This window comes from Bacillus sp. B4EP4a (genome assembly GCF_006680105.1).
Lineage (GTDB): Bacteria > Bacillota > Bacilli > Bacillales > DSM-1321 > Peribacillus > Peribacillus simplex_E.
Window position 1 is genome coordinate 93095 of the sequence record NZ_VHIK01000059.1, and the last position, 26403, is coordinate 119497.

Here is a 26403-nt window from a genome sequence, read left to right on the forward strand (position 1 = left end):
CTTTATTACAAAAATGAATGAACCCTAAAAAGAGAATAAACGGTGTAACCATTAGTAAAATTGTTATCACATCCATTTTGTATCACTCCTCCCACACAGCTACTAAAAACTTTTATTCCGATCCACCTCCTTAAAAGGTAAGTATCTTAATCTAGAAGACCTTTTGCTAAAAAACTAAAACCATGGTTTCAATCGTTTACATCCCTTTTCTTTGAATGAAATTGGATAATCTCTTTCGTTTTTTAAACACTTTGACTTTTCTCAGGCAGAGGAAAACGTCAGTTAAGGCAAAAAAAATAGACCAATGCTTACTTTCCCCCAGTACAGCTGCCCTGCTCAAATAAATCCTTATTCTTACAGCGTCACGAGCTTTGACGCATCAGAAAAAGAAAAGATATGCAGAAGCAAACATATAGTTGGAGAAAAAGTAATCATTGGTCTACTTAACGCCCAGCAAGCCAAAAAGCTTACTTTGCGATCCGTCTTCCAAGAAACCTTTTCAATTATAGGCATAATAAAAAGACCTACGAAATGTCAGATTGCCATTTTGCTATAGCATAACAAAAAAGCCTCCTGAAACAAGGTGGTCTTATGACCTCCTTCGCTTTAGCCGACGAAGTTAGCTGACGGGTAGGATGGCGAAAGAGTATCTCATCCCTTCTGCAAATGCAGAATTAACCCCAAAAATAGTGGGTCCTCCGTTCTCAATCACTTGAGATTTGGCCGGTATCAAATTGTATTTCTTGAGGTTATTGTACGCTCCTCACCGAAGGTTTGTAAACTCAAATAAATCTTTAAAAACCTTCATATTCGTTCATTACAGACCATATTTAACCATTTAAGCTACAAGAGTGCTTTATTTCTTTAAAACACTAACTATTTCGCATTTTTCTAAAGTTTTACAAACTGTTATTGACAAGAACTCAAACCTGGCATTATGATAAACCCCATAAATTGGTCAGGTAATTGGAGGCATTATGATAAATACAAAAAAAAGGCTTGAAGCTGAAATAAGTGAAGCATTCATTAAGTTCCAGCGCGAATTGATTGGAAGAGGACCTCAAGAAACTAAAACGTATATTATCAATGATATGTTGATAACCCGTTTCAAGGGTGTTCTGACTGTTGAGGAAAAGCACCTTGTAAGTCACAATTCCGGTAAAAAACTTGTAAAGAAAATGCGTTCGCTGCTTCGTGAAATGTACACGAAGGATTACGAAAAAATTGTTGAAGATCATACCGGATGTAAGGTTCTTTCTTCTCACAGTGATATAAGCACCAAAACAGGTGAAAGAATTGAAGTTTTCATAATGGATAAGGATTTAGAACGTCTTTTTGAAACGATCAAGTAAAAAAGCTATAAAGTTACGATTCTACCAAACAAATATTACAGTAAATTATTTCAAAAGAACTTTATATGAAGAAAACATCAGTGGGACGACAAATATTACTGCCCCTTCACTGATGTTTATTGTTCTTTTAAATAAAAGGTAAAATCACCAATCATGAAAAACAGTTTGGTTATTCCAACTTAATACACTATAAAAGTATACGGATATTCAGGTTCTTCACTCCTATTCCTATCATCAATATGAGATACGGGATGTTCGCTTTGAATGGCGGATGGATGATTTTCCTGAAACTTGTATCCATTCATCTTCATAAAACCCATATGTATTCGTCACACAATACACAATAGTATGAACCATAAACTTAACAACAATAAAAGGTATATCAAAATATAACTTTTGAGGAAATAGTGATAAGGAGACATGAAGAAATGGTTTTTCAGTATATGCAGGAAGATAAGGGCATTGGTCGGTCATAAGTTTTGTCATCCGTTAGAGAGATTTGAAATCTTGTTTACATAAAAAAACCTGAGAGCACGGTGCTCTCAGGTTTTTAAAATCAATCGATATATCTTCTTGCTCCGGCATATTCCTCTCCGTATCCGGATGTTTTAATTTCATCTATCCTTACATGTGTTGAGCTGTTAGGCGAATGGATCATTTTGCCGTCACCAATAAATATTCCGACATGATGGACCTTTCCTTTCCCTTTATCATGGGCAAAAAATAGTAGATCACCTGGCTGAAGATTTTCTTGTTCCACCTTTTTGCCATATTGCGCCTGAATGGAAGAGTCCCTTGGGATCGTTATTCCATTAGCATGGTACATTGTATAGGTAAATCCAGAACAGTCAAATCCAAATCCGGACATTCCAGCCCAGAGGTAAGGAAGCCCTAAAAATACCTTTCCTGTTTCAACGATGTCCTTACCGGTTGGAGCTGGTATTTGATTTTCATTTTGATAGACGGAAACATCCTGCTTTTCTATCCATTTTGCTCCATTACTTAGTGTCATCACCTTTACTTTATCCTTTTTAACCTGCAATAGCGGGAGGCGGGTATCGAAGCTGACCTCCATGAATTTGGACCGAAGTTTCGAATCCGAATAAAGCCAAGTCTTCGGGGCATTTACAAGGGCAAATCCTCGTTTAAATTGCTTCTCAATAGAATTTCCGTCTTTTAATTGTGCCTTTGGCATCCATCCTGGATAACCAATATCATTTCGGGGCGTCGGTTGATTGGCAACGGCTACTTTCACCCATTCACCCCTTTCTTCTAAAATCGTCACTTTTGAACCATATAAAGCTTGTGTTTCCAAGTTACCCACAAGCCACAGCTTGTCTTCATAATTCATCGAGCCGATCCAGGCATTCAAATCAACGGGATTCGATGCAGAAGGAGTATCGATTTCCCTTAATAATCCCGGCTCCGTCCAAAGAGTGGCCACGGCTACATCCACATAGGCAATTCTCTCCTTCTCTCTTGAACTAGCTTCATTGGGACTGAATACTAAAATACTAAGAGCAAATAAAGATAGCACTACAACGGTTAACCTTTGCAAAATAATCACCCTTTCGAAATAGTTTTTATTAGTAAAAAACACTATTGTATTAATAGTGTTTTTTCAACAGATTATTTCAGCCCTTGATAAGGCTCATATTTTGCATACATATCTTTTCGGCGATTACGATCCTTGAAAGTGGTCGCCGCACCATTCTTTCGATTCTCATATAGTTCGTCCATATCGACCGTACCGGTAATGATTGTATGTTCATTCATTACCGCCTCGGCTACTATTCCATTTGCTGGCCAAGCGCTGTCACAAGGGCTAAGTATACTGGCGCGGCCGTATCCGTTCGGCAGCGGTGTCCCTGGTTCACCAACAGTGGGGCAATGAACAAAATATACCTGATTCTCGATTGCACGTGCATGTGCGCAATGGCGTACCCGCCAAAAACCAGCCTCAGTAAATGTGTATGATGGGCAAAAAATGATGTCGGCCCCATTCACAGATAATATCCTTGAAATTTCAGGTATCTCCGCTTCATAACATACCGCTATTCCTATCTTAACCGGACCTACGGAGTAAACTTCCAGATCATCACCTTCAGAAGTATGCCAATTCGCTTCAGCAGGAAAGATATGAGTTTTTTTATGCTCAACGACCGATCCATCTTTATCAAAAATGTATGCGATATTGAAGTATTCATTTTCGCGGCGTTCTAGATGCGTGCCCGCAATGATGACCTGCTTTCTTTTTCTGGAAAGTGAACTGAAAAGATCTTTGTATTGATTGGTATATTCATCAATCCTGATAACGGACGAAGCATCTTGTTCTCCAAAGGCCGCTGATAACCCGATGGTTAACAGTTCAGGAAAAATGATATAATCCGAGTTTTCGGGAACTTGGGTGATCAAGTCTTCTACTTGTTTCTGAAATTCATTGAAATTTGACACTTTTTCTACTCGAAATTGACAAGCCGTTATTTTAATTTTCACAAAAGCCCTCCCAAATCATGCTTTTTATTCCATTAGCCTTGTTAAAAGAAATTAGGATATCTTGTCCAGATCATTCATTTCGGTCTGTTGCATAGAGATATGTTTAGTCAGTGCACTTACTATGAATGTTACTAGAATATTAAACAACAAAGCTATGACGCCTGTACTGATATCATTAATTACATGTGGAATATCCGGCAGGAATGTAGCAACCTTCACATCTGCAATTGTCGCATATAAAACAATCAGGACGCCTGCCAATATCCCTGCCATTGCACCATACTTATTGATTATATTGGTTTTTGGTAAACTGCAAAACAACGAAGGTGCCAGTTGTGTAATTAAACTGTATGACATGATATTCAAGATGGCCAAAGCCTCGCCGCCTGTTACCGTTACAATTAAAGCAATGATTGAGATACCGATGATGATGATCCTGGAGACAATCAATTGATGTGTTTCAGTCGCAGCAGGGACGAGAACTTTGTAAAAGCTATTTGTCAGACCTACTGATGCAGCCATTAGCATGACTGAAGCAGGTACTAGGGCCGTCAATAACCCTGCAGCTCCGATAACCCCTATCACCCATGGATCGAATGTTTGAATCGCCAGCCTTAAAAGTGAGAGATCCCCATCAGCCCCTTGCAAACCCGGGATTTCCAAGATGGCTGTAAATCCGATGAAAAAAACGAATAGCAATAACAATGTGTATAAGGGTAAAGCAATCGCATTTTTGCGAAGGGTCCTTTCCCCATTGGACGATAAAACGACCATGAATGTTTGTGGCAGCAAATAAAATCCTAGTGCATTCAGCAAAACGGTGGATACAAACCAGGACTGACTCAATCCCTGATCTGCCAAAACCAACATTTCCGGTTTAGCAGCTTGGACGGTCTCGAACATTGGCTGTATGCCTCCGAAGTAATGAAATGGAATGTAAATCCCTAAAAAGATAACGACCACCAAGATCATGAAATCTTTCAGTATGGCTGTCCATGCTGATCCATGAATGCCTGAAATCATTACATAGGTAGTTACGACAACAGCACCGATGACACTTGCAGCAACTGGAGAAATTGCTCCGTAAGATGCTTCGGAAACAATGATACCTAATCCTTTGAGCTGTATGACTATGTACGGCACGAGGGCTAAGCTTCCCAATACAGCTACGATCATCCCCATTGTCCTGCTCTTATATTTAGATGCAAAATACTCTGGCTGAGAGATAATGGAATGGCGTTTTGAATATCTCCATATTTTAGGGACGAGCCAATATGATAGGACGTAGGCTAAGAAAATATAGGCGGGAACATAATAAGCAGCGGCACCTTTTGAGTAAGCCCACCCACTTCCGCCCAGGAATGTAAAAGTTGTATAAATTTCACCTGCTATCAAGAGAAAAATGAAGAATGTACCGAAGCCCCTGCCCCCTACGGCAAATTGCTCCATGTCCATATCCTTCCCTTTTCTTGCTTTTATCCCTAAATAAAGTGCCAGAACCAAGAAGATGGAAATGATGAGTAATGATATATTCATTCAGAATCACTCCCTTTATTATCAGGATCGAACTTATAGACAATCATTAAGATGATCGATGCCATGACCATCCAAAATGCAACCCAAAATAACAAAAAAGGCATACCCAATATGTACGGTTCTATTTTATTTGCATAGGGCAATAAACCTAAGAACCCTATAAATGGAACAAAAAGCAATAGCTTAATAGCATCCAAATTATACCCTCCCCTAATTAGGTTCCGAACATGGATGTATCACCATCAGTCAAGCCTAGTTTCAAACTGAACTGATGGTTTGATAGCATCCGTGGCTTACTGTCATTAGCTGCTTTCAACCAACCGTATATGCGTCTTAAGTAGTTTGGATGGCAAGGACCGTTTCCAATATTACATTGACGCCTTTTTCACAATCTTCCCAAGTAGTAAGTTCCTCTTCACAATGACTTTTACCGTTGATGCTTGGAACGAAAACCATGGCAGTCGGTATATAACTGGCTATAAACTGTGCATCATGTCCTGCACCGCTTACCATTCTCTTATAGGGTAGACCTAATGTATTGCTCGATTGCTCAAGCAAATTGCAAATGGATTTTTCGAACCAAACGGTATCCCTGTCCCATAATTTTTTCACTTGGATGTCGCAGCTGCCTTCTAAACCTGTTGTTGTAAGGCTTTCAATGACTTCCTCCACCTTTTCGATGACATTGGAATCCTTATGTCTCGCTTCTAGCGAAAAAACCACTTTATTAGGGATAACCGTATGGATATTAGGAAACACATTTACCCTTCCCATCGTAAAAACCAAATCGTCATCAAGCATGCCCAGCTTCTGACGAGCCTCCATAATCAAGCTATTCGCAGTGAAGAAAGCATCTTTTCTCATATTCATCGGGGTGGTTCCGGCATGATCGGATTCTCCTGTAACTTCTATCTCATAGCACACCATACCAAGGACACATTCAACGACACCGATCGTTAGTGATTCACGTTCAAGAATCGGCCCTTGTTCAATATGCAATTCTAGAAATGCAGTCGCTTCTTTTAAACGATTCTCTTTATCCCCTGCATATCCAATGGCATTCAAAGCACTTTCAAAAGTCGTTCCGTCACTATCTGTCTTTTGCAGCATGATGGATTTTTCGAATTTACCTGAAAGAACTCCCGAAGACATCATGGAAGGTTCGAATCTGGCTCCCTCTTCGTTCGTAAAATTGACGATCATTACCGGAATTTTAGGTTGGATATTATTTTCCACCAGAGTCCTCACGACTTCCAAGCCTGCAGCAACACCCAAGATACCATCAAACCGCCCGCCCTTTTTTACGGTATCCATATGTGATCCCATCACAATAGGCGGTTTGTTTTCAAGTCCCGCCAAAGTAGCGTAAATATTCCCCATATCATCAAGCTTTATGGTCATACCCAATTCTTTACAGCAAGCACAAAAGTAATCACGGACTAATCGATCTTCTTCGGAAAGGGATAGCCGTGTGACTCCATTGTTTTCTGTCCTTCCAAAATCAGCAAATTTCTCGAGCGTATGACTCAGCCTCTCACCATTAATTAATAATTTTTGCTTTTTCATAGCGAATATCCCCCTTTTAAATTCAACATGCGTTCGCTTAAGCCAAAAATGAAAGTGAAGGTATTGTTGTTTTAGAATAGTTACGCTAGATTTATATTTCTACTAATGTTCCCCTATGATAAAGAATCTCCCCATTCAGAATCGTTGACTCAACATTCAAATCCTTGATATTTTGGGAATCCACTTTCAATATACTATCATTCAATACTACTAGATCGGCCAGCTTGCCTGCCTCCAGGCTGCCTTTGACATCTTCATCGAAACTCGCAAACGCGCCATTCCATGTGTATAGTTTTATGGCTTCCAATACGCTAATAGATTGAACCGGACCTATTTTCGTACCAGACCTGCTTGTTCTATTAACAGCAACGTGTATGCCTAATAAAGGGTCGTGATCAGTAACGGGTGCATCGGAACCGCCTGCGGCCAAGATGCCATTATCAATATAATCACGGGCGGCGTACATGTGATTGACCCTATTGCCGTAGTGTTCAATATATATATCGCCGAATTCATAAGGAAAGGGGGGGTTGGGGATTGGGATGACTCCAAGTTCTTTCATCCTCATTTGTAAATCAGGCGAAGATATTCCAGCATGCTCGATTCTATGTCTATGATCTTTTCTGGGCGATTCATTCAATGCCTTTTCCACGCAATTCAAATACATCTCAATCGCTTTGTCGCCTTGGGCATGGACTGTGATCTGATAGCCTTTTTTATGTGCCTGACCTAATACTTGATAGATCTCCTCTTCTTTATAATAAAGAATGCCAAAATTGCCAGGATCACTCGAATAAGGCTCACGGGTAGCGATTGTCGGACCGGTACTGCTGCCATCCGTAAACAATTTAGCTGGTCCGATTTTGAATCTTTCGTCCCCAGTTCCGGTTATGACTCCCGAATCGACCATTTTATTTACAAATTCATGAGAATTATTCAATGAACCGACCATCGCATAGATACGGACACGAATATCGTTATTTTTTATGGCCTGCTGCATTAAACGGAAACTTTCAGGACCATGAGCACCAGCTTCATGAATGCTTGTTATGCCTGCTGTGATGAAATGTTCCGAGGCTATTTTCACTGCTTCCAACAGTTCACTTTCTGAATAGCTTGCTCTGTCGGCCATTATCATATTTGCTGTTTCAATGAGTTTGCCTGTAATCCTCCCAGCCCTATCCTTCTCAATGATCCCTCCAGTTGGATTCTCTGAGTTCTCATCAATTCGGGCAATCGCTAACGCCCTGCTATTCACTACGCTTATATGGCTGCATGTACGGGTTACCATGATGGGATGGTCTTTTGAAATAGCATCCAACTCCGCTATTGTTGGATAACGTTTTTCTTTCACAGCGGTCTCATTAAAGCCCCAGGCGCGAATCCATTCACCTTTAGGGATCGTCGAAGCTTTCTTCTTGAGATCGATCAATAAATCTTCTACAGATTTGATATGTTCAGCTTTACAACTTACTGCCAATTGGTTGACTCCGTACAATATAAGATGAATATGAGAATCAATAAACCCGGGAAGTAATGACTTCCCCTGCAAATCGATTACATTTGTTTCTTCTCCGATAAATACCTTGATTTCATGATTCGTACCGACTGCCGAAATACGATTACCTTTAATTGCCAGGGCTTCTGCGACTTCATTTTTTTGATTTACGGTTATTACCTCGCCGTTTATGAACACGATATCAGCTTTCAAACAACACACCCCTTCCTTATTTTTTCACCCCTATTAGCACTTCCTCTTCCTTTTCCGTCTCCCTTTTTCACTTATCGGAATATTCAGTTTTCAACAGATTCATTATATCCACACCAGATTGTGAAATCATTAGACAAATAGTCAAAAATTTCATCGTTTTTTTATACCTTTTATATAATTATGTCTTATTCCCTATGATTTGCTGATCTCCCTTTTATCACGCAAAAGTGATCAATAATATTCCTAAGGGGTCTATAACCAATAAAAAAGGGATAGGTAAAGCTGCTGATATGCTTACCTATCCCGCTTTTCATTTTTTTACAATCCATTCAATCTTCCGATAATGCCAATGGTCAAATACTGTTTGTTAGCATTAAAATCCCATGTCCAGTAGCGAAGGCTTAATTCGCTTTTATCCACATTTTCAATAAACGTTTTTACCCCAATCAATGCTGCCCCATATCCCACGTTCGAGGCCAATGCAAAGATGGCATTCATCCCTTCATTAATTGTATCCATATACTCAGGTTCGATTTTTAAGATATCAGTCCATGTAATACAGAATCCATTTTGCTTGGTACATTTAGAAATAGAGTGATTCATTTTACGTACGATTTCATCCCTTAAATCTAAAATTCCATTCTTAATCTCTTCTGCGTCTTTTTTCTGATATTGGTGTTCATAATCAGAAAGCAGTTCCTTGGCCCAATTATAAAATAGTTGGGTATAAATGGCGGATGTTGCCACGATTTCAAAATCATTATAATAATTAGCAAAAACACTTTCAGAAAGCTGACCTAACCGATTCTCGGTTTCTTTTAAATATTGAATAATTCCCTTTGCCGTTTCACCACGATCCAGCATGGAAGATAGGTGGTGATTAAAATCCACTTTATCGAGTCCTGTTACATCGATTTCAACAAGTTGAATTTTCTTCCGGGTCCGTTCAGGCAAATTCGCCGTACCCTTTTCCATACTTTCCATATCAATATCAAATAAATATATGGAGTTGCATCTAGTCGCCAAATACTCTAAATCCAAATCATCGCAATTGCCTGCACCAACGATAGCCACTTTATCTGCGAACGAATTTTTCGAAAAAACGGCATCGAATAGCCCTGTAACTTGTATACGATGCGGTTGCCACCGCAACTTTCTGTATTCATCCCGATTATGATTCATTTTTCTTTGATAGATTTCCAAGTCAATCTCTCCCTTTAGGGTACTAACGATTTATTTATTGTAACAAAGTATCCCGATATTTTGGAGGGCGGGCAATTTAGATTTCGCACCGGGAATATATCTGCTCAATTTCCATAGTAAATTGAGCGATAATAATGTTAGAGTAATATGGTAATTATTGATATATAGCAGAGAATACAGGAGGGTGTTCCTTGAGCAAAACAAAAAAGATTTTACTTACTTTACTAGGTATTTTTTCAATCATCGTTGCCGGAGTAGTGATTCTTGTGTTTTCATTCACACAGAGTATGAAAGCAGATCCCGCTGAAGAAAAGAAGATCCGGGATCAAGCTGAACGATATTTAGAGAAAACTTTTCTTGACGGAACCGAAATATATGATGTCCTATACGACAATATGGGAAACCGGGGCTATTTTAAATACGCAGCTAAAGTGAAACATGAAAAATATGATACTCAATTTCTAGTTTTCTTTAATGATGAAACAGGGGAAATGGAGGATACATTCATATCTGATAAATGGCAAGATGATGCAGAAAAAGAAATCATGCCTTATGTTGAAAAAGAACTTGGTGACGTATTGATTTCCAAGGAAATGGGAGATATTGCAGAGAGTGATGAGTGGAAGGAGATTCAGGAAGAAATAGGCGATCATAATCAATTACTCTTGGTCTTTGATGAGGAGATAGGGAAAAAATTGAAGATTGATCCGAATAAACCAGCCAGCTATAAAGATTACGAAGTTTCCCCAACCATTCGGATTACCCTTTCACGTAAGAAACAGGACGCCGATGAAGACCGCTTTACCGAAATTATCAATGCCCTTAAAAAAGATGGCGTTCTAAAACATGGAAATATGATAGTAGAATATATTAGTACCAATGGTGTGCCTTTAGAAGATGAGGAATGGAGCAAATCTTTTTAAAGGGCTGAGATTTTTTTAAATAAAATACACAGCAAAAATTTTTATCAATTTTTTCTAGACCAGCGGTTCGATAAATACTGAATACTTTCAATCCTTTGACTCCAAGCCTTTTTCCCATTGTTTTCATCCATACTTTTTGTAAAAAGTACATTATATTTCAGATAATATATATATTTCGGGAAAATATTATGCTAACAAAGTGAAATGAAGTGTAAAATCATCTATTTTTAGTCTTCCTTATTATTCATTATGAAAATTATTAATCCTTGCATCTGAGTTATAGCCTCATTTTATGAATAAATGTACCTAGTAAAATATATTCACTAACTCTTTAATACCGTTAACGATAAACGTTAAACGGAAGAATCCCCCCACTCTTATTGAATTTTCAAATTCAATAAGAATGGGGATTTTATTGTATTTAACGCGCTTTTCAATCATACAATATACCCTATCCGGTAAAAATTTCGGAATTTTCACAAAATTAAAAATAGGGATATTAACCCAAGACTTTTACCCTTTTCTCAATCGTATAAATATTCAAAAAAATGTCGAGTTGAGTCATCTATCCTTTTACGCTTATACTAGGGAAGAAAAATTGAAGGAGGAATTACATATGAACAAGGAAATTTCAATTATTGGTGTGCCTATGGATCTTGGTCAAACTAGAAGAGGAGTGGATATGGGGCCTAGTGCCATTAGATATGCAGGGTTGAGTGAAAGACTTGAAAACATTGGCTATACTGTCCGTGATGAAGGTGATATTAAAGTAGAAATACAGGAAAGAGCACAAAGTGATAGTGACACAAATTTAAAGAATCTGCAGGACGTAGCAGAAGGTAATGAAAAATTGAGTCAAAAAGTGGATGAAGTCATCCAAGCAAATCGTTTTCCTTTAGTATTAGGGGGAGATCACAGCATTGCTATCGGGACATTAGCCGGTTTAGCGAAGCACTCTGAAAACTTAGGGGTAATATGGTATGATGCACATGGCGATTTAAACACTTCCGAGACTTCCCCATCAGGAAACATACACGGTATGTCCCTAGCTGTAAGTTTGGGTCTTGGCCACCCTGCACTGACTAACATCGGCGGATATTCTCCAAAAGTCAAACCAGAGAATATTGTCATCATTGGTGCCCGTTCTTTAGACCAAGGTGAGAAAGAGTTAATCAGGGAAAAAGGAATTAAAGTCTACACTATGCATGAGATTGATAGAATGGGTATGACAAAAGTGATGGAAGAATCGATTGCCTACCTGAAAGAACGTACGGATCTTGTACATTTATCACTTGATCTTGATGGTCTTGATCCAGATGATGCTCCAGGGGTCGGAACGCCTGTAATGGGAGGTATTAGTTACCGTGAAAGCCATCTTGCCATGGAAATGCTAGCTGAAGCTAATATCATTACATCAGCAGAATTTGTTGAGATAAACCCAATATTGGACGAGCATAATAAAACGGCTGAAGTTGCTGTCGCTTTAATGGGCTCATTGCTTGGGGAAAAATTACTTTATGGAACGGAAGCACATATCACTCCAGATTTATTGGCTCATGTTGTTAAATAATCAGACGCTATGTTTTTGATAGAAATATAGAGAGTTCGTTAAAATTGATATTCCATAGGAAAAAGCCTATACTTCATTATGTGCTTTTTCCCCCATTGGCGGATGATCGACATGAATCAATTTACATTCCTAGTTTCCTGACGCTTGGCTTCCTTTTCTTTATAAAGCGGCGCTTTCGAAATTAATTCTGCATAGGTACCTATGTACATTGACTCATGCTTCTTTAATGCAGAAGTAATCTCTTTTCGAAGGGGATTCGACATCATCTAAGAATCAGAATCAAAGCTATTAGACTTGTGAAAACACAAATTCCCTAATAACGTCCCAACATAAATGAAACCGTTTGCACCCATCAGGTAAAGGAGTTTTTCAATGAAAACAGCAGAAAATCAACCAAATGAATTAAAACGGAGCATGAAAGCAAGACATTTATTTATGATTTCAATAGGGGGATGTATTGGTACGGGCTTTTTCATTGGTTCAGGCTATACCATTCATGAAGCAGGAGCTTTCGGTGCTATCCTCTCTTACATAGTCGGCGGCTTCATCATGTATTTAACGATGCTTTGTCTAGGTGAACTATCCGTTGCCATGCCTGTTTCCGGTTCGTTTCAGACATATGCGACAAAGTTCATCGGTCCGGGAACCGGGTTTGCCATCGGATGGCTTTACTGGTTAGGTTGGGCCGTTACAGTTGCCTTAGAGTTTCTGGCAGCAGGCCAGCTTATGCAAAGATGGTTTCCTGAATCACCCGTTTGGATGTGGTGTGCAATCTTTGCTTTTCTCATCTTTTCACTAAACGCCTTATCAGCAAAGGCATTTGGCGAATCGGAGTTTGTTTTTTCTAGCATAAAAGTATTGGCCATCATACTGTTCATCATCGTTGGCGGTGCTGCTATGTTTGGTATGATTGATATGAAAGGTGGACAAGAAGCTCCATTTTTCTCAAACTTTTTCGCTGAGGGTCTTTTCCCCAATGGAATATCGGCCCTGCTAATCACAATGATTACAGTGAACTTTTCCTTCCAGGGCACAGAATTAATCGGAATTGCCGCGGGAGAAAGTGAAAACCCTGAAAAGGTTATACCAAAATCGATCAAACAAACCGTTTGGCGTACCCTTTTCTTCTTTGTTCTTTCGGTCACTGTACTTTCGGCGATGATTCCAAGGGAAAAAGCCGGTATCTCAGAAAGTCCATTCGTTGTTGTACTAGATAGTATCGGAGTTCCGTATGCAGCTGACATAATGAACTTCATCATTCTTACAGCTCTATTGTCAGTGGCGAACTCCGGTCTTTATGCTGCGACACGTATGCTCTACTCGCTTTCAAGGGAAGGGATGGCAAGTCCGAAGCTCGGTATGGTAAATAAGCGAGGAATTCCGCTTAATGCCTTGCTTATCACCCTTGCAATAGCTGGTTTGTCTTTACTTTCAAGTGTAGTAGCTGCAGACACAATATTTGTCTTTCTTCTCTCCCTTGCAGGGTTAGGTGCACAAATTGGCTGGATTGCCATATCGGCTAGTCTTCTTGCTTTTAGAAAATCCTATACCCGCCAAGGCGGAAAGATAGAAGATTTGAAGTTTAAAGTTCCGCTATACCCATTCATCCCCATACTTGCTTTACTAACAAACTGCATCGTCATGATCAGTTTAGCATTTGTTCCTGAGCAGCGAATGGCCCTTTATTGCGGGGGAGCATTCTTCCTTGGATGTTATGCGGTTTATCACTTTAGAGTGAAGAAAATTAAGAAAATAGAATCTCCCAAGCAGGAAGTTGAATTAAATGCCGGTAAAAAAATGGTCATTTGATCCAGAATTCCGCGGGGTATAGTAAGTGGTGAAAAGCGATCTTTACAATCATTTAGATTGCTTTTCAAAGAAGAAATACCCTGGATGTTTTCACACCCAGGGTATTTCTTTTATTTAATCACCATTTCCTGCATAGCTACCCAATTGTAAACCGCTGTAAGAATTCTTCCTTTTCCCTTCCAGCTTTTTTAGTTCCCATCTCCCTGTCTATAATAATACGCATATAATAGGAAGTTAAATTTCCAGCTCCATCTAGGCAATAAAAACAAGCATCAAAACAAAAAAATCATCTTAATCGATGATATTATATTGTGCAAATTCCTTTAATCTAGGCAGGATTGGCTCTAAAATTTCCTTGGCTATGTAATCGGTATCCAATCCAATGAAGCGTTCACTTTCCATTTCGACCGATCTCGCATTTCCCGGGTCATTACAAAAAATAAACGATATGGTCCCGTTATCTTCCGTCATATCTACATATTTAAATGAAATGTCATGTTTCGTAAGACAACTTTCAAACGCAATGCACAATTCATCTATATTTGATTGACTAATAGATGTGAATTTCATATTGATCATCCCCTCTGCTAAAGGATAGCAAAATAAAGCATGAATTTCAAAGCGAAATTCAAGTCCCATTCTTATGTTCATGATTCATCTGACACTTTCGACAAAAGGGAACATGGCAACAAAACTTGCCCTTGTTTGGAATATCACCGTATGAAAGCCTTTTGATGAAGATGGCATGGGTAATGATTTCCCCATTAGAAATGAATGTAACCAATCGATTTTATTCAATTTCCCACCCTTACCCTGATTTAATTTTTTATCTTTCAACAGCGATTAATAAGGATTGCCCTGGGCATACCCGCATTTTGTATCGCCGGGATATGCAGTTCCTCATGAATATTCCATGGCATGTCTCATATCTTTATACAAACACCTTGTTAGGAGTGGACCAACATGAAATCTTTTTATAAAGGAACGCTCATTTTGATTGTCGCAGCGTTTTTTGGTGAATGTATCGAATTTTTAGTGAACATGCTCCTAGCCAGGGAATTACACGAAGAAGGCATGGGGCTTTATATGTCCATATTGCCAATTTTCTTTTTGATATATGTGATCGCCAGCCTTGAATTACATATTTCCATTTCAAAATTCGTTGCGGAAAATAAACAGGCAATGCATTATAATCTTATCATTCATGCACTTAAAATGGCTGCAGTCGTCGTATTGGTAATGTGTGTAGTCTTGCCTTTCATACTTTCCTTCTCATCCATAATGGACAAATACCATCCCTATATTAAATGGCTGCTCATTACATTGATCCCAATAGTTGCCTTTTCGTCGATTGCAAGAGGCTATTTCATGGGTGTCCAGCAAATGGGGAAGATCGCCTTTTCCAACTTTTTAAAAGATATCATTCAATTCGGCTTGCTTTTCCTCATCTTTAACTTATTTCATTTTAACCAGGAAAAGTCATTATTGATGGCCTTTTTTGTTTTGATTGGCAGTGAGTTCCTCGTTTTTCTATACTTGATCAACCTTTTGATTCTTCAAATGCGAATCATGAGGCGCGGTACGAACTCGCGGACAACTGGTAAACATGCACGGCAAAAGTTATTGGCGGTTTCGCTGCCTACCATGGGGTTAAGGATCTTTCATGCGATAACAAATGCCATCCAACCTTTTTTGATCCATACTGCTCTTCTCTCGGCAGGATTCGGTGCGGTAGTTGCTACAGAGCATTTTGGGATGCTCACTGGAGTTGCGATGACGATCGGCTTCTTCCCTGCCTTTATCGCACATTCCTTAATGATCATGCTCATTCCGAATGTTTCTAGTGCTTACAAGAGGCAGGATAAGGAAAAATTGAGGGTTTTATTGCAAAAATCGATGTCTTTCACCGTCTTGTATGGAGTTCCGGCTGTGATTTTCATTTATTTCTTTGCGGAACCTTTGACCTCCCTCTTTTTTTCTTCAACATCTGCCGCATACTATTTAAAATTATTATGTCCTTACTTCCTTTTTCATTTTTTTGTCATTCCCATGCAAGCCTATCTCATTGGCCTTGGTTTAGTGAAAGATGCTTTCATCCATACCGTATGGTCCCATATTGTTGCCTTTTTAATGATGTATATCCTAGGGTCTCAGGCTTCTCTTAATATGGGAGGAATCATTTTAGGAATGAATACTGGCGCTGTATTATTAACTTTCATGCACTACTTGACCATTTGCAAAAAAATCGGCATAAGCATCTTACTGACGAAATCAAGATCGATATCGATAAAGTGAGGCAAAAACAAGTTCCCCCCAGCAAAAACCTTGCTGTTATTGTTTTATTAAGAATTAGATTAAAAATTTTGAGCCTTTCCCTGTACATATCACCTTCGTTACTGTATATTTCAACATACTTGGGTAATAATCAAGTAAAATGGTTTAAACTAACCATACAATTGTAATGGAGTGATTTCATGAGTAAAGCTAAGGCAAAGAGTGGAACTGGTAAAGGTACGGGCACTGGAACGGGCAAGAAGGGCTGGAATCGTTGGAAAACAAGTGCCAACAAGAAAAAAAGCGCCAAACCATATGTAAGTAAAGGCATCAAACATTCCAATGACTCAAAAACATCCGGTCATGCTGCAGGTGACAAGACAGAAAAATAATTGCTTGTCCTATAATCCATACAATATTTATGTTTGTTCCATATTCTCATACAGAGTGTTAAGAGATCTGTATGAGAGAAATGGGTCTTATAGATATAAACCACGGGCGATATCCATATGAAGCATAAGACTACAGCTATTATACATACCATCAAAAAAGACACTCCAAATCCCGGTAGTGTCTTTCATTTTTTTATATTTTCTTTTTATCTAAATTGGTTTTTGGGTTTGATAGCATTGTTTTTTTTCGGGGTAAACTCTGTACGGAAACCGTTAGTGGCTTTTTAAACAGAGTCTGTAACTGAATGTATCGCTTCACCAACATCCTGAGCAGAATCCAATAATGGTTCAACCGTTTTCATTTTAGTTTTTACATCGTCGGTGATTTCATTTGCAGTTTGCAATAGTTGTTTCGATTCGCCGGACAAATCGTTGATGGCATTTCTCACCTCAACCAATGTTTGATTTGCTTCACCTATCGTGACCATTCCCTTTTGAAGAGTACTGATTAAAAATACGACCAACCAAATGAAGGCTAAAGCGATCGCAGCCACACTATATTGAATTATCAAGATAAAGCTCCCCCTCTAATTTAAATAGTAGAAACGATTACTTTAAATATGTTAGTGAATCCCGGGGTGCCTGCTTTTTAATGATAAATGATGATACTATTTAATTATTATTTGAACCCCTCAGCTTCAGTTCGAGTTGAAGGAACTGTCGGAGTGGATAAATCCTTAGGGCGGCCTTCCAAACTGGCTTCTTTCATGGAATTGGTTACATTATGAATCATTTCCCCAACATCTTGAGCTGATTCCAGCAATGGATCGACATTTTCCATCTTCCCTTTTACATCCGCTGTAATTTGATTGGCAGAGTGGATCAATTTTTTGGACTCTTGCGTCAATCCATGTACCGCATTTCTTACCTCTTCCAGTGTCTTATTTGTTTCTTCGAGCGTTCCCATTCCTTTACGCAGCGTCTGGTTGACATTATATATCAAATACACGACGGCTCCGGAGACACTGGCCACACTTAATTTAATAAACATTTTCATATATCCACTCCTTTCATTTAAATTTATGCCCTGTCCCTTCCATTAATTCCCTAAAGCCCTTCACTTGTCCAGTCAGTTTTATAGAAGGACCATTCACCTTAACCTAAAAGAAGTTTAAAGGGTAGTTTAAAGGATAATAGTAAGGGAGAAACCATATTTAGGAGTGTCACATGAGAATTATTCATCTGTTATCCAAACTTTACATGAATGTGTGACCGCGTGTAATCATTGTTAGGGCGCATGCTTAAAAGAAGATCATGTAAACATGATGGTGGAGTGCATTCGCGTGGATCGGGAATGTGCGGATATTTGCTCTTATTTAGTACAGGCGATAGGAAGAGGTACACCGTTTATATCAGAGTTGGCTGAAGTTTGTGCCAAGATTTGTGAAAGCTGCGGAAACGAATGTAAAAAACACGATCATGAACATTGTCAAAAATGTGCTGAGGCATGCTTGAGATGCGCAGAAGAATGCAGAAAATTAGCCGCTTAATGTAAGGAATAGCACTAAGCTATTCTTTACATATATTTCCCCCTTAACTACCCATTTCTTTGTTAAACCTATTTAAGGATGATGATATAATCTATATATTCTAGCGAGGTATATGTTGAAATTTTTTAATATAAATAAATATTTTAAAGATGATATTTGTAAAAATACAAAAACATATATTGAAAACTGCCATTTTTAGGCACACTAGCATTAAAAACAGGAGGATATTATGACACCTCGTAATGTTCCGGCTAAAGATGATTTAGAAGTGAAAGATACCCCCGCTTCACCTGATAAGGAAAGTGAAGTAGCCAAACTCAATCGATTATTAGGTGCGGTCATGCGATATTTATCAGATGATGAGCAAGAAGAAATTGATATAGAGTATCTTCTCGAAAACACCGAAGGGCTGCGAGATTGGTGGAGCGAATATAGGGAGCTTGATCGAAAACGGGTCGAAGAAGAAATAAAAAATTCCCTGACAGCTCTAACCCTTGAAGAACTTGAAAACATCCGTGAACAAATCCGCATAAAGGAATAATAAAAAAATCCCTGCACTGGGATTTAACCAGATCATGCAGGGATTTTTTTATTTTCTTCTATATACAAAGACATTATTTTGAAATTAAAAATCATGCCGTTCATGCGGCATCAGAAATCCTTTGATTCAAAGACCACTCAATGAACTTAGTTCTAATTGATTGATCATGGAATCAACTAATGCATCCAATGGGTTTAAAATTGTCTTTCCTGTCTGAAGTTCATATCTCTTTGCTGCTTCGACCATTGATAGTTGAGCCACCGACATAGGTCTATTTTCGTTATTAAACTGGTATAGGAAGTTCAAGATTTCCTGGTTATACCTCTCTCCCAATCCCTGCATAATGAATTCAAAGGCATTGTCGATGATGGTAACTTCAAAATCCACAGCCCCATATTTTTCAGCTTGGGCATTTAAACGTTTAACTGTTCCTTCAACAGTGGCAGGGTTCGTGAATAATATCATCTGCGGTTGCTGTAATTGGCAAATTTGCTCAAAATATGGTTCATCGATTTTAATGATAGGCATGGGTAAGGATAGCTGTTCTTCGTTTAAAAAGGCGATGTAGTTTGTACAGGTTATCAAAATGGCATCCACTCTACATTCGGCAATCCATTCGACTTGTTGTTTAACCCTTTTTTGAGCATCCGAATCCTTAAAATTTTCATCCGTTGACACCCGTTGCATCAATCCCGGATCTACAAAATGAAGCCATTCAATATCGAATTTTGAGAATGCGGTTTCTATGTATTCTATATTTGTATAGTGTGCATGCAAACAGCCTATCCTTTTTTTCATATAACTCCCGCTTTCAACAGTTAGTATTCTGATTATTCTAACACATAAAGCGACGTTACACTGGCCGTATCGACAAAAACGACAATTATCCATAGCCCTCCTGACATCATCGGGAGTCAAAAGACTGCTTCTTAGTGCCAGAAGCTCAGTTGGTATGAATTCGGCTCTTGAGCATATCAAGGCGATAGCAAGAGATATCATCAGGAAAATTGAACTTCAGTAACCGAATTACTTTTCGATTCAAGTAAAGCATTTGTTTTAGAATAAAAAATTAGCAAAAAGAGAAAAACAAACCTTAATAGTCAGATAAAAATCATTATATTGGAGAGTGTTCACCATTCTTTATTTAATTGCGATTCTTTTCCCTCCATTAGCCGTATTATTAGCCGGTAAACCCATCCAGGCTGTGTTTAATCTGGTCCTCACACTATTTTTTTATGTCCCTGGTTTAATTCATGCAATCTTAGTGGTGCATGATAAGAAAGCTGATAAACGAATGAAGCTGCAAGCAGCACTTATTGCTAAATCGAAACAAACGACAAAGTGATTTATACAACCGCTAATAACCCGAATGCCGACACCATGGTGCACTTTATTCGGGTTATTACTATTAAAACAATTTCGTTAATTGAATCTGTGCGTCTTTTTAATCCCTCTATGATAACAAGCATCACATATATGAAAACGCGAGTCATCCGGAAGCCTTTTTCCACAGCGCTTGCATTTTTTTTGATAATTCAACATTTCGTCTTTTAACTGATCATGAACGCCATCACTGATTTCTTCACGGATACGCTCCCAATAAACAGCTTCCGTCCGCTTACCCATCCGATATAAAAATAGTAGATGAAGACCTATCGCTTTATAAGATAGCTCCAATTCCTCCAGATTTCTAGTCTTGATGATCGGTTCAGGAAGGTCACTGTTCTCGGCAATCGCTTCGACCGTTTCCAGCCACTGCCTGATCAAACTTGGTTCCTTTGCCGAAAAAGGAATATGCAGGAAACCATATAAATCCATTAAAGAAAATCGCGCTTCGATTTCAGTATCCCGTATCAGTTCGTAAAGCTCCCTTTCTTCCGATAGAGAAGCCTTTTTCGTGCCTTTAGGAGGCTCAAATCTCTCCCACATTTCGAAAAATGTCCCTAGGTTCCGGTAATATTTTTGAAAACGTTCAAACACAGCAGAGGTTGGGGCGATAGTGAAGGTTTGAACTGGTTCATCTACCTGTTCCAGCAACTTATTCATGATTTTGATCTCTGCTGTAAATGCTACCTTTCCAGTGTCATAAATTCCTTTTCTACCCGCTCGACCTGCGATTTGTTTGACTTCTTGAGAAGTCAATCTTCTTCTCCGTGTCCCGTCGAATTTTTCATTTTCAAGAAAGACGATGCGGCGTATTGGCAAGTTCAATCCCATACCAATCGCATCTGTGGCAACGACAACTGATGTTTCACCACGATTGAATAACTCTATTTGCCGTTTTCTATTTTCAGGAGGCATACTGCCGTATATCATGCTGACATTATGTCCACTCTCTTTTAACCGGGACGCGGTTTCCAGTACCTGCCTTCTCGAAAAACAAATGAGGGCATCCCCTTTTTTTGTATACTTCAGTCCATACTCCCTTTGTTCTACCTCAAGCGGTATTTCCCGTCTGTATTCGTGGAGTTCTAAATCAGCTTCATTCAGAAGGTTCAGAAGCATCATTTTGATATTATTGCTTCCGATTATGTGTACTTCTTTCGCATTTGCTTGCGTGATTGCCCTGAACCATGAAAAGCCTCGATCTTTATCGGCAATCATTTGGGCTTCATCTATGACAATTACTTCATGGTAGTCTTTCTCATGAAACATTTCAACGGTGCTGGAGACATGTTTAGCCCCCTCAACAGCCTTTTCTTCTTCACCGGTTTTTAATGAACAAGGTACACCGTCAGCATTTAATTTATCAAATACCTCAAGGGCCAACAGTCTAAGGGGAGCTAGATACAAACCGCTTTCCGCTTCTTTCATTTTCTCCAAGGCCTTATGCGTCTTCCCGGTATTAGTTTCTCCGATATGCAAAACATATCTTACTTTTTTTCCTAATGATGGAGTATAGGCCTTACCTATGATGTCATCGATCATCCTTTGTTCTTCTGCGCGCTTCTTAGCTTGCTCTGCCAATACTTCAGCTTTTCTTCTCTCTCTGTTCTCAACGTCTTTTTCGTATATTTCTTCGTGCAATGTTTCATTAAAAGGAATTCCTTCAAGCTTCAGTAAATCAGAAAGGTATTCTTCCTGAAGTTCATCAAAACAGGACTGAGACAAATCAGCCAATTCATCGCTTAGTATACCTTGAAGGGCATCAACCGTCAGCCTTTCCCCATATGACTCAAAAAAATCATGATGCAGTGCAGCAGATAGATGTTGCATGTATTTGTCAGGGGCTAATTTCATTATGAAATCCGCAACTAATCTTTCATACCTGTAGAAGTAATTTTCATATTCATAACGGTTCCTTCCCCAACCGATTAATGAGTGAATATCGCCTGTCAGCTCTTCAAAAAAATCAGTGACCATTAGGTATTCGGCAGCTTGAAAGCCCCCCTCTTCAACCAATTGTTCTTCAAGCAAGTATGGATCGACATATTGGAATTTAGGCTTATTCTTAAGATCCTTTGTCAAAATTCCAGCAATATAATACCTGACATGTAAATATAAAAGAAGTGAGTTACTTTCGAAAAAGCTATTGGCCTCTTCTTGCAGTCTTGCGCGTATCTTCCATCGCTGCTTGGCAAGCCGCTGTTCTTCTTGTCGCCTAAAGAATTTTTCCCTTGCATTTTTATATCTCTTCTCCCAATCTTCTTGATTATCAGCAAAGGTTTTTTTAATCCACGTTAAGCCATCAAACGGGCGATACTTCTTTAATTCGTTCCGGAACATGCTATTTATCAGCTTATGATCTGATCCTTCCGTTACAAATCCCCTTTCGCTTAAAAATGCTTTTTTTTCCTTTCTGGGCACATCGTTTGATGCTTTATTTAACCAAACATTTATCCAAATTTGCTCAATAAAAGTCGTCCTGTCTGATATATAAGATGAATAAGAAGGCATCGTCTCTTGATTCTCTAGATAAAAATCCATATCCTGGATTATTTTTTCCTTTGTATTCTCTATAGCAATAGGATATATACTTTCTAATTTTCCCATAATGATCCCCTTTTGAATTATCCAATATGTACTTTATTGCTTCTTTTTATCCTCCCCAAATTTTTTTTATAAATGAGCGCGATACATTCGTTTTATCTATTTAAAATCATGCGCACCGTTATCATGAGATGGTGCAGGAATGCCAAGTTGCTTTACATTTGTACGCTCCAGGGTAAATAAGAAAAATATACCAAGTATGCACATCAAAAGTACTCTTCCCATTTCAATTACAGTATAATGCATGATGAATAGACTGATCATTGACTTAGATTTTATGGATCATGAAGTGATACCCATCCCTGAAATCCAGAAACGGATACAGAAATTTAGATAAATGATAATCCGGCGAATGAAAATTTAATGATATTAAAAAATTGCCGAAAATAACGTAAAGGTCAATTTTTCAACTTTCTCGTTTACACTATTCATCGATAAAACGAATTCAACCCCTTAATTGAGTTTAGTGGAAATCCGGACAACTGTCACGGTATTCAGATTCCGCTTTTGTGTCTTTGTCGTTCAATATGAGAAATAACATCCGGAAATCTAAAAAGACTATAGATAAAAGAGGAGCCTGAGAATGATTCAGCAAGATTTCAACTATTACAAAAGTTTCGATTCCATCGCTAAAGAAGTATTAGCACTATTAGCTCAAACCATTGAGGTCAATACATTCTTTCTTTCTTTCTTGAATCCCATCCAGAGTTTTATCATCAAATCCTTCAATAGAAATGCAAAGTTAATTTGTGAAGGTGACATCCTTCCTTATAATATGGTTTATTGCAAATTAGTTGTTGAGAATGGCTTGCAACCACTCGTTATCCCGAATTTGAGGGAACATGAATTGACTAGTGGCCACCCCGCAACGAAGTTTATAGGGAATGGGTGTTTTATGGGGGCTCCCCTAATAATTGAGGGTGAAATCATTGGGACATTATGTGCATTCGACATTAAACCTCATGTTTTTAAAGAATATGATCTGATACTCATTAAGTCTTTGGCAGCTTTGATTAGTCATACCATACTACTTGAAAAAGGGATTATCAGGGATCCTTTGTCAGGTTTATATAATCGGCATTTCATTGATAATTATTTCGATTATCATAAAGATAAAACAAACGATGAAATGGCCCTTCTTTACATCGATCTTGATCATTTTAAATTTTTTAATGATTCTTTTGGTCATGATGCTGGTGACGACGTTATTAAAAAGGCAGCGGAATGTTTTTTGCAAACCGTACCCGAAGGCAGTCATGTGGCTCGAATCGGTGGTGATGAATTCATTGTATTATTACATCCATCGCATTGTGAAGATTTAATGAAAAACACTCAGCAAAACGCTGAATTATTACTGAACCATTTATCCACCATGCCCATTCACATTAATGGAAATGATCATTTTGTATCAGCTAGCATAGGGATAAGTTTTTATCCTCATAATGGTACGGAAATGGAGTCACTTTTGAAAAAAGCGGACCGTTCCATGTATATGGCTAAAGAGTCTGGACGTAAGAAAATTCAATACTTCCGCCAGCAGTGATCATCTGAAAAATAAAAAAACCAGTTCTCCTTGGAGACTGGCTTTCTTTTACCTTAAAAAAATCCAACGTTTAGCTTTCAGCCTTTGTAAAAGCTTTAGCAGATCTGCATTTCCCTTATGTATCCGTTTCTCGGATGGTGAAGCGGAGGGGACCGGGATGTTAACTCTCTCGGGTTTTTTGTTCATATTCTGAAAGACCCTTCCTATTCTTTGATTTTGAATAGTATATGCGGGTTCTCCATTAAATATCATAAGGAAAGGAAAAACCCCTTCCCTTCTTATAAAACATTTTTTAATCGGCTGAAGCGTGCAGCTTTTTCTTTTTGCTTCAGGATAATGCGTTCGTTCTGTTTCATCACTTTTTTAGTATGGGGACTTAAACCTACATCGGGTATTTTCACCTGTGGTTTGATTACGGCAACTGACACGTCATTGCCGGCTTTATCATAAATGCTCATTTATCCTTCACCACCTGGTTTTTGTTTTATGACCATATCGAACATCATGATTAATAATGCTATTAATAAACAATCGACTTCTGAAACGAAGCTCTCTGATTTAACGTCGAGGATATAAGGTTCCATCAAAATGCTTACAGGCTGCAAAGCCATTTTTTCTTCATCATTATAATACGTATCTTCTCTTTCCAATGTAGCACGAATGGTACTGCCATTCAAGTTCGGATGCCCATTAATCACCAATTGCTTGTCCTGTTCCGTCTTGAAAGGAAGTATTTTCACGTTCATCCCTTCCTTTGCTGCATACGCTTGCAGGAGAATGCTCAAATAAGCCAAATATTCCTTATTCGTTTGATAATACTCAGGTATTCCTTCTTTTTTTAGGAGATGAAACATATTCTTGACCTTTTCCCTATTATCCGTTAAAAGTTTGTCACTTTCCGCAACGGCTTTTGTTGCATAGGATAGCTCGTTATCGCCAATCTTGGATATATACATGCTCAAGAACACAAACATATCAATCAGGATGAATACGATAGCCATAATCAAGAAATTTTTCCACTCATTAAAAATGCTCATCGGATAGAAATTCCAATAAATCAATGCACCCAGTATAAAAATGATATACCAGGTTTTACGAATCGCTTCAATCCTTTTACTTACCTTGTCTTTATATTTCCAAGTAAGAATGACATAGGCTAATAAAGCAATAAATACTACCCATACAAAGACTCTGAAAAACATTAACAATCGATTTATCACCCTACCCTTCGGCTGCTACATTCCTTATACCGCTCTCTATATTATTCATTATATATACCTCTATTCCCTGCCTAAGACGGGTGAAACTTAAACACTTGTCAGAAGTTTTTCACTTGAGAAAAAACACTCCTCCCAATGTGGGTTTACAGTTAATGAATCAATGTTTCACCATCCATTACCCTTTTTTCATAAGGGTTCATCTTTATCATTTTTCTAGTGGGACATCATAGTAAATAACCTTTTGAACTACCCACCACTTATCGACCTTACAGTCTGATTGAAGTGGGGGATTCCTAAGAACATTAGCCTATCGGCCAATTTTTAATTAGGCTATCCCCGTCGTTCCTACGGTTAGAAGCCTTATGGCTTCATTCATTAGATTGAGTCCTGCGTTAATATCTCGATCGTGGTGAGTAGAACAAGAAGGACATTCCCATTCACGAAGATTCAGATGTTTAACGTCTTTATTTTGGTACCCGCAGCTAGAACACAATTGGCTAGAAGCAAACGTTTTAGATACGGTCACGATTTGTTTACCATACCATTTTGCCTTGTATTCCAACATTTGTTTGAATTGGTGCCAAGATACTTCAGTAATCGCTTTAGCTAGTTTGTGATCTTTCATCATATTGGACACTTGTAAGTCTTCCATTCCAATAACATTGTGGTTTTTGATGATTTCGGTAGAAACTTTATGTAAGTAATCCATTCGGGCATTTGAAATTTT

At 38.5% G+C, this 26403-nt stretch carries 24 protein-coding genes, 1 pseudogene and 1 riboswitch; of the genes and pseudogenes, 10 read left to right on the plus strand and 15 right to left on the minus strand.

Features of this window, described 5'->3' with window-relative positions:
* Positions 1-593: 593 nt before the first annotated feature.
* Positions 594-735, minus strand: a riboswitch (cyclic di-AMP (ydaO/yuaA leader).
* A gap of 242 nt (positions 736-977) precedes the next feature.
* A complete protein-coding gene (locus FNK51_RS23795) occupies positions 978-1352 on the plus strand; it encodes a Na-translocating system protein MpsC family protein (protein WP_179086106.1) in 375 nt (124 codons plus the stop codon).
* A 556-nt stretch (positions 1353-1908) separates the two neighbouring features.
* On the opposite strand, the gene FNK51_RS23800 is transcribed toward FNK51_RS23795, so the two are convergent.
* From FNK51_RS23800 to FNK51_RS23830, 7 genes are all read right to left on the minus strand, one after another.
* Complete coding sequence (locus FNK51_RS23800) at positions 1909-2910, minus strand: C40 family peptidase (protein ID WP_141994915.1); 1002 nt, start codon at positions 2908-2910, stop codon at positions 1909-1911.
* 71 nt (positions 2911-2981) lie between these two features.
* Entirely contained in the window at positions 2982-3848 is an 867-nt protein-coding gene (locus tag FNK51_RS23805; RefSeq protein WP_141994916.1) for a carbon-nitrogen hydrolase family protein, read from the minus strand.
* Positions 3849-3899: 51 nt separating this feature from the next.
* The gene (locus FNK51_RS23810) at positions 3900-5384 is read right to left on the minus strand and encodes a sodium:solute symporter family protein (RefSeq protein ID WP_098372231.1); all 1485 of its coding nucleotides are present in this window, start codon (positions 5382-5384) and stop codon (positions 3900-3902) included.
* Positions 5381-5581, minus strand: coding sequence for a DUF3311 domain-containing protein (locus tag FNK51_RS23815; RefSeq protein WP_095393819.1), 201 nt, complete (start codon positions 5579-5581; stop codon positions 5381-5383). Before FNK51_RS23815 ends, FNK51_RS23810 begins: the two co-directional genes overlap by 4 nt.
* Positions 5582-5717: 136 nt before the next feature.
* Complete coding sequence (locus tag FNK51_RS23820) at positions 5718-6950, minus strand: Zn-dependent hydrolase (protein ID WP_141994917.1); 1233 nt, start codon at positions 6948-6950, stop codon at positions 5718-5720.
* A gap of 91 nt (positions 6951-7041) precedes the next feature.
* On the minus strand, positions 7042-8661 hold the full coding sequence (locus tag FNK51_RS23825; RefSeq protein WP_141994918.1) for an amidohydrolase: 1620 nt from the start codon (positions 8659-8661) through the stop codon (positions 7042-7044).
* 318 nt (positions 8662-8979) lie between these two features.
* Positions 8980-9864, minus strand: a complete 885-nt coding sequence (locus FNK51_RS23830; protein ID WP_141994919.1) for a hypothetical protein — start codon at positions 9862-9864, stop codon at positions 8980-8982.
* Between the two features lie 191 nt (positions 9865-10055).
* Between FNK51_RS23830 and FNK51_RS23835 the strand changes: the two genes are divergently transcribed.
* From FNK51_RS23835 to FNK51_RS23845, 3 genes are all read left to right on the plus strand, one after another.
* Entirely contained in the window at positions 10056-10787 is a 732-nt protein-coding gene (locus tag FNK51_RS23835; protein ID WP_141994920.1) for a hypothetical protein, read from the plus strand.
* 616 nt (positions 10788-11403) lie between these two features.
* Positions 11404-12357: an arginase gene (gene rocF, locus FNK51_RS23840; protein ID WP_141994921.1), complete on the plus strand. Its 954-nt coding sequence runs from the start codon at positions 11404-11406 to the stop codon at positions 12355-12357.
* 372 nt (positions 12358-12729) lie between these two features.
* Positions 12730-14166, plus strand: a complete 1437-nt coding sequence (locus FNK51_RS23845) for an amino acid permease (protein WP_141994922.1) — start codon at positions 12730-12732, stop codon at positions 14164-14166.
* A 291-nt stretch (positions 14167-14457) separates the two neighbouring features.
* Here the strand turns inward: FNK51_RS23845 and FNK51_RS23850 are convergent, their stop codons facing one another.
* The gene (locus FNK51_RS23850; protein ID WP_141994923.1) at positions 14458-14736 is read right to left on the minus strand and encodes a hypothetical protein; all 279 of its coding nucleotides are present in this window, start codon (positions 14734-14736) and stop codon (positions 14458-14460) included.
* Between the two features lie 393 nt (positions 14737-15129).
* Here FNK51_RS23850 and FNK51_RS23855 point away from each other — a divergent pair, with 393 nt between their 5' ends.
* Both FNK51_RS23855 and FNK51_RS23860 read left to right on the plus strand, forming a co-directional pair.
* Positions 15130-16461 (plus strand): oligosaccharide flippase family protein, encoded by a 1332-nt coding sequence (locus tag FNK51_RS23855; RefSeq protein WP_141994924.1) that lies wholly within the window; start codon positions 15130-15132, stop codon positions 16459-16461.
* A 179-nt stretch (positions 16462-16640) separates the two neighbouring features.
* The gene (locus FNK51_RS23860) at positions 16641-16832 is read left to right on the plus strand and encodes a DUF3934 family protein (RefSeq protein WP_098372221.1); all 192 of its coding nucleotides are present in this window, start codon (positions 16641-16643) and stop codon (positions 16830-16832) included.
* 284 nt (positions 16833-17116) lie between these two features.
* Here FNK51_RS23860 and FNK51_RS23865 read toward each other — a convergent pair whose 3' ends face one another.
* Positions 17117-17404: a DUF948 domain-containing protein gene (locus FNK51_RS23865; RefSeq protein ID WP_181762330.1), complete on the minus strand. Its 288-nt coding sequence runs from the start codon at positions 17402-17404 to the stop codon at positions 17117-17119.
* Between the two features lie 107 nt (positions 17405-17511).
* Positions 17512-17889 carry a DUF948 domain-containing protein gene (locus FNK51_RS23870; RefSeq protein WP_141994926.1) on the minus strand — a complete coding sequence of 126 codons (378 nt, stop codon included), beginning with the start codon at positions 17887-17889 and terminating at the stop codon, positions 17512-17514.
* A 163-nt stretch (positions 17890-18052) separates the two neighbouring features.
* Between FNK51_RS23870 and FNK51_RS23875 the strand changes: the two are divergent.
* Positions 18053-18382, plus strand: a pseudogene (locus FNK51_RS23875) (four-helix bundle copper-binding protein).
* A gap of 229 nt (positions 18383-18611) precedes the next feature.
* Complete coding sequence (locus FNK51_RS23880; RefSeq protein ID WP_141994927.1) at positions 18612-18923, plus strand: hypothetical protein; 312 nt, start codon at positions 18612-18614, stop codon at positions 18921-18923.
* 126 nt (positions 18924-19049) lie between these two features.
* Here FNK51_RS23880 and FNK51_RS23885 read toward each other — a convergent pair whose 3' ends face one another.
* Positions 19050-19721 carry a hypothetical protein gene (locus FNK51_RS23885; protein ID WP_141994928.1) on the minus strand — a complete coding sequence of 224 codons (672 nt, stop codon included), beginning with the start codon at positions 19719-19721 and terminating at the stop codon, positions 19050-19052.
* A gap of 337 nt (positions 19722-20058) precedes the next feature.
* Here FNK51_RS23885 and FNK51_RS23890 point away from each other — a divergent pair, with 337 nt between their 5' ends.
* Positions 20059-20268, plus strand: coding sequence for a YqaE/Pmp3 family membrane protein (locus FNK51_RS23890; RefSeq protein WP_098372280.1), 210 nt, complete (start codon positions 20059-20061; stop codon positions 20266-20268).
* A gap of 77 nt (positions 20269-20345) precedes the next feature.
* On the opposite strand, the gene FNK51_RS23895 is transcribed toward FNK51_RS23890, so the two are convergent.
* Positions 20346-22916, minus strand: coding sequence for a helicase-related protein (locus FNK51_RS23895; protein WP_141994929.1), 2571 nt, complete (start codon positions 22914-22916; stop codon positions 20346-20348).
* Between the two features lie 580 nt (positions 22917-23496).
* On the opposite strand from FNK51_RS23895, the gene FNK51_RS23900 reads away from it, so the two are divergent.
* Entirely contained in the window at positions 23497-24456 is a 960-nt protein-coding gene (locus tag FNK51_RS23900; protein ID WP_141994930.1) for a sensor domain-containing diguanylate cyclase, read from the plus strand.
* A 278-nt stretch (positions 24457-24734) separates the two neighbouring features.
* On the opposite strand, the gene FNK51_RS23905 is transcribed toward FNK51_RS23900, so the two are convergent.
* The 3 genes from FNK51_RS23905 to FNK51_RS23915 all read right to left on the minus strand — a co-directional run.
* Positions 24735-24914, minus strand: a complete 180-nt coding sequence (locus FNK51_RS23905) for a hypothetical protein (RefSeq protein ID WP_076369116.1) — start codon at positions 24912-24914, stop codon at positions 24735-24737.
* Entirely contained in the window at positions 24915-25658 is a 744-nt protein-coding gene (locus FNK51_RS23910; RefSeq protein ID WP_286178859.1) for a type II toxin-antitoxin system SpoIISA family toxin, read from the minus strand.
* Between the two features lie 343 nt (positions 25659-26001).
* Positions 26002-26403: RNA-guided endonuclease TnpB family protein (locus tag FNK51_RS23915; RefSeq protein ID WP_141994932.1), on the minus strand; the 402-nt coding region annotated here is incomplete at its 5' end.